The organism is Pseudomonas sp. RW407 (genome assembly GCF_003176655.1).
GTDB lineage: Bacteria > Pseudomonadota > Gammaproteobacteria > Pseudomonadales > Pseudomonadaceae > Pseudomonas > Pseudomonas delhiensis.
The window spans coordinates 1785322-1789490 of record NZ_QGSL01000107.1 but is presented as its reverse complement, the minus strand read 5'-3'; the positions used below and the strand labels follow the sequence as shown (position 1 = coordinate 1789490).

Sequence of the window (4169 nt, the reverse complement as noted above, 5' to 3'; positions counted from 1 at the left end):
AATAGGACTTTCGCACTATTTTTGCCTCCAGTTGGGCGCCATGATAGCGCCCGATGAAGGTGTCCAAGATCATTAGGCCAGCTCAGCCCTGCGCGCGAATCGCGGGCAGGGCCCGCTCCTACAGGAAGCCATACCAGCCTGGACCGTAGGAGCGGAGCTTCTCCGCGATAGCCGCCCCCTGGCGCGATTCGCGGATGAGGTCCGCTCCTACGAGAAACATGCCCGCAGCAAAAAGCCCCGGCGCTCGCGCGGCGGGGCTTTCGTCTTTCGGCAGCCGCTCAGCGTCCGTTGATCACCGGCGTGCACAGCCGCTCCAGCAGCATGGCCTGGGCGTTGCGCGGGTTCTGGTTGCCGGTGGGGTTCAGGCGCTGGTAGCTGCCGTCGGGTTGCAGCACCCAGGCCTGGGTGTTGTCGGCCAGGTACAGCTCCAGCTCCTTCTTCACCCGCTGCACCAGCTTCTTGCCTTCCACCGGGAAGCAGGTCTCCACGCGCATGTCGAGGTTGCGCTCCATCCAGTCGGCGCTGGAGAGGTACAGCTTCTCGTCGCCGCCGTTGAGGAAGTAGTAGATGCGGCTGTGCTCGAGGAAGCGGCCGATGATGGAGCGCACGTGGATGTTGTGCGAGACCCCCGGCACACCCGGGCGCAGGCAGCACATGCCGCGCACCACCAGGTCGACCTTCACCCCCGCCTGGCTGGCCTTGTACAGCGCGCGGATGACCTTCGGGTCGGTCAGCGAGTTGACCTTGGCCATGATGTGCGCCGGCTTGCCCTCGGCGGCCTGGGCCGCCTCGCGGTTGATCATCTCCAGCAGGTTCTTCTTCAGCGTGAAGGGCGCGTGCAGCAGCTTCTTCATGCGCAGCGTCTTGCCCATGCCGATCAGCTGGTTGAACAGCTTGTGCAGGTCCTCGCACAGCGCCACGTCGGCGGTGAGCAGGCTGTAGTCGGTGTACAGGCGGGCGTTGCCGGCGTGGTAGTTGCCGGTGCCCAGGTGCGCGTAGCGGCGCAGCTCGCCGTCCTCGCGGCGGAGGATGAGCATCATCTTGGCGTGGGTCTTGAAGCCGACCACGCCGTAGATCACCACCGCGCCGGCCTGCTGCAGGCGGCTGGCCAGCTGCAGGTTGGACTCCTCGTCGAAGCGCGCGCGCAGCTCGATCACCGCAGTGACCTCCTTGCCGTTGCGCGCCGCTTCCACCAGGGCGTCGACGATCTCCGAGTTGGCCCCGGAGCGGTACAGGGTCTGCTTGATGGCCAGCACGTTCGGGTCCTTGGCGGCCTGGCGCAGCAGGTCGACCACCGGGGTGAAGGACTCGAAGGGGTGCATCAGCAGCACGTCCAGCTTGGCCAGCACGCCGAACATGTTCTCCTTCTTCTGCAGCAGCTTCGGAATGGTCGGGGTGAACGGCGGGTACTGCAGCTCCGGGTGGCTGGCAAGGCCGGTGACGCTGAACAGGCGGGTCAGGTTGACCGGGCCGCTGACCTTGTACAGCTCGCTCTCGGCCAGGCCGAACTGCTTGAGCAGGTAGTTGGACAGGTTCGCCGGGCAGGTGTCCACCACTTCCAGGCGCACGGCGTCGCCATAGCGCCGCGAGAACAGCTCGCCGCGCAGTGCGCGGGCCAGGTCCTCGACGTCCTCGGCGTCCACCGAGAGGTCGGCGTTACGCGTCAGGCGGAACTGGTAGCAGCCCTTGACCTTCATGCCGGAGAACAGGTCGTCGGCGTGGGCATGGATCATCGAGGAGAGGAACACGTAGTTGTCGCCCTCCCCGGCCACGTCCTCGGGCAGGCGGATGATCCGCGGCAGCGAGCGCGGCGCCGGGATGATCGCAAGGCCGGAGTCGCGGCCGAAGGCGTCCATCCCCTCGAGCTCCACCACGAAGTTCAGGCTCTTGTTCACCAGCAACGGGAACGGGTGGGTCGGGTCGAGGCCGATGGGGGTGATGATCGGGGCGATCTCGTCGCGGAAGAAGCGCCGCACCCAGGCCTTGATCTTCGGCGTCCAGTAGCGCCGGCGGATGAAGCGCACGCCGTGCTTGGCCAGCTCCGGCAGCAGGATGTCGTTGAGGATGGCGTACTGCCGACCGACCTGCTCGTGCACCTGCTCGCTGATCCGCGCCAGGGCCTGGTGCGGCAGCAGGCCGTCGGCGCCGGCCTGCTCGCGGGCGAAGGTGATCTGCTTCTTCAGCCCGGCGACGCGGATCTCGAAGAACTCGTCGAGGTTGCTGGAGAAGATCAGCAGGAACTTCAGGCGCTCGAGCAGCGGGTAGGACTCGTCCAGCGCCTGCTCCAGCACGCGGATGTTGAACTGCAGCTGCGACAGCTCGCGATGAATGTAGAGGGCACTGTCGTCGACGTTCACCGCCGGCGCGGCGGGAACCTCCACGACGGTTTCGGCCGCCTCGGGCAGCACCAGGGTTTCGGTGACGGTCACTTCGGTTTCGATCAGATCGGTTGCGTTCTGGCCTTCGGTATTCATCGCAAGTCTCGTCGCGGGGGCGTCAGCGCCCCCTTTTCAGTTGTTCTGCCGCACGTTTGGCGAAGTAGGTCAGGATGCCATCAGCGCCGGCGCGCTTGAAGGCCAGCAGCGATTCGAGAATCACCGCCTCGCTGAGCCAGCCATTCTCGATGGCCGCCATGTGCATCGCGTATTCGCCGCTGACCTGGTAGACGAAGGTCGGCGCGCGGAATTCGTCCTTGGCCCGGCGGACGATGTCCAGGTAGGGCATGCCCGGCTTGACCATGATCATGTCGGCGCCTTCGGCGAGGTCGGCGGCGATCTCGTGCAGCGCCTCGTCGCTGTTGCCCGGGTCCATCTGGTAGGTGGCCTTGCTGCCCTTGCCGAGGTTGGCGGCGGAGCCGACCGCGTCGCGGAACGGGCCGTAGTAGGCGCTGGCGTACTTGGCCGAGTAGGCCATGATGCGCACGTTGGTGTGCCCGGTGGATTCCAGCGCCTCGCGGATGGCGCCGACGCGGCCGTCCATCATGTCCGAGGGGGCCACCACCTGGGCGCCGGCCTCGGCGTGGGACAGCGCCTGCCTGACCAGCACGTCCACCGACTCGTCGTTCATCACGTAGCCGTTCTCGTCGAGGATGCCGTCCTGGCCATGGCTGGTGAACGGGTCCAGGGCCACGTCGGTGATGATGCCCAGTTCCGGGAAGCGCTCGCGCAGGGCGCGGGTAGCGCGCTGGGCGATGCCCTCGGGGTTGTACGCCTCGGCGCCGTCGAGGGACTTCTTCTCCAGCGGGGTGACCGGGAACAGCGCCAGCGCCGGGATGCCCAGCTCCACCAGTTGCTCGGCTTCCTGCAGCAGCAGGTCGATGGACAGGCGCTCGACGCCCGGCATCGAGGCGATGGCCTCGCGCTGGTTCTTGCCGTCGAGGACGAACACCGGAAGGATGAGGTCGTCGACGCTCAGCACGTTCTCGCGCACCAGGCGACGGGAAAACTCGTCGCGGCGGTTACGGCGCAGGCGGGTGAAGGGGAAGGCGCGTTCGGCGGAAATGAAGCTCACGGCGTACTCCAGGGCCCGGGCAGCAGGCACAGTGTGACAGTTATAGTCCGTGATTATGACCGATTGGTAACAAGGGGTAACAGTGACCCGGGGTCGCGGCAACCGGTCGCAGGGGCCCGAAGCCGCAGCATACGACCAAAGTAGGCGGCCTGGGCCATGCAAAGGCCAGCAAGCCGCCAGCAGGTGCCTTCCCCCCGGACGACAACCGGGTTAGGCTGCGCGTTCATTTCGCTGCGTTGCCTCGATAATGCTCCAACAATTCCTGCAGGATTTCGGCTATCTGGCCCTGTTCCTCGGCACCTTCTTCGAGGGCGAGACGATTCTGGTGCTGGCCGGTTTCCTTGCCTTCCGTGGCTACATGCAGCTCGAATACGTGATCGCCGTGGCCTTCCTCGGCAGCTACGCGGGCGACCAGCTCTGGTACTTCCTCGGCCGCCGCCACGGGCGCAAGCTGCTGGCGCGCAAGCCGCGCTGGCAGAAGCTCGGCGACCGCGCCCTGGAGCACGTGCGGCGGCGCCCGGACCTGTGGGTGCTGAGCTTCCGCTTCGTCTACGGCCTGCGCACGGTGATGCCGGTGGCCATCGGCCTGTCCGGCTATCCGCCGGGCCGCTACCTGCTGCTCAACGGCCTAGGCGCCATCGTCTGGGCCAGCGTGCTCG

Annotated in this window: 3 protein-coding genes; 1 reads left to right on the top strand and 2 read right to left on the bottom strand. The window is 66.6% G+C overall.

All coding sequences use genetic code 11. From position 1 onward, the window contains the following. Positions 1-278: 278 nt before the first annotated feature. Both ppk1 and hemB read right to left on the bottom strand, forming a co-directional pair. The gene (gene ppk1 / locus DK254_RS32160; protein ID WP_109937082.1) at positions 279-2474 is read right to left on the bottom strand and encodes a polyphosphate kinase 1; all 2196 of its coding nucleotides are present in this window, start codon (positions 2472-2474) and stop codon (positions 279-281) included. 22 nt (positions 2475-2496) lie between these two features. Further along, a complete protein-coding gene (hemB, locus tag DK254_RS32155; protein WP_109937081.1) occupies positions 2497-3510 on the bottom strand; it encodes a porphobilinogen synthase in 1014 nt (337 codons plus the stop codon). 244 nt (positions 3511-3754) lie between these two features. Here hemB and DK254_RS32150 point away from each other — a divergent pair. Then, positions 3755-4169, top strand: a 415-nt coding sequence (locus DK254_RS32150) for a DedA family protein (protein WP_109937375.1), incomplete at its 3' end; no start/stop codon positions are given.

What these genes read in the sequence shown, in the direction of transcription:
- ppk1 (WP_109937082.1), bottom strand. Translation starts at nt 2,474, where the DNA reads ATGAATACCGAAGGCCAGAACGCAACCGATCTGATCGAAACCGAAGTG.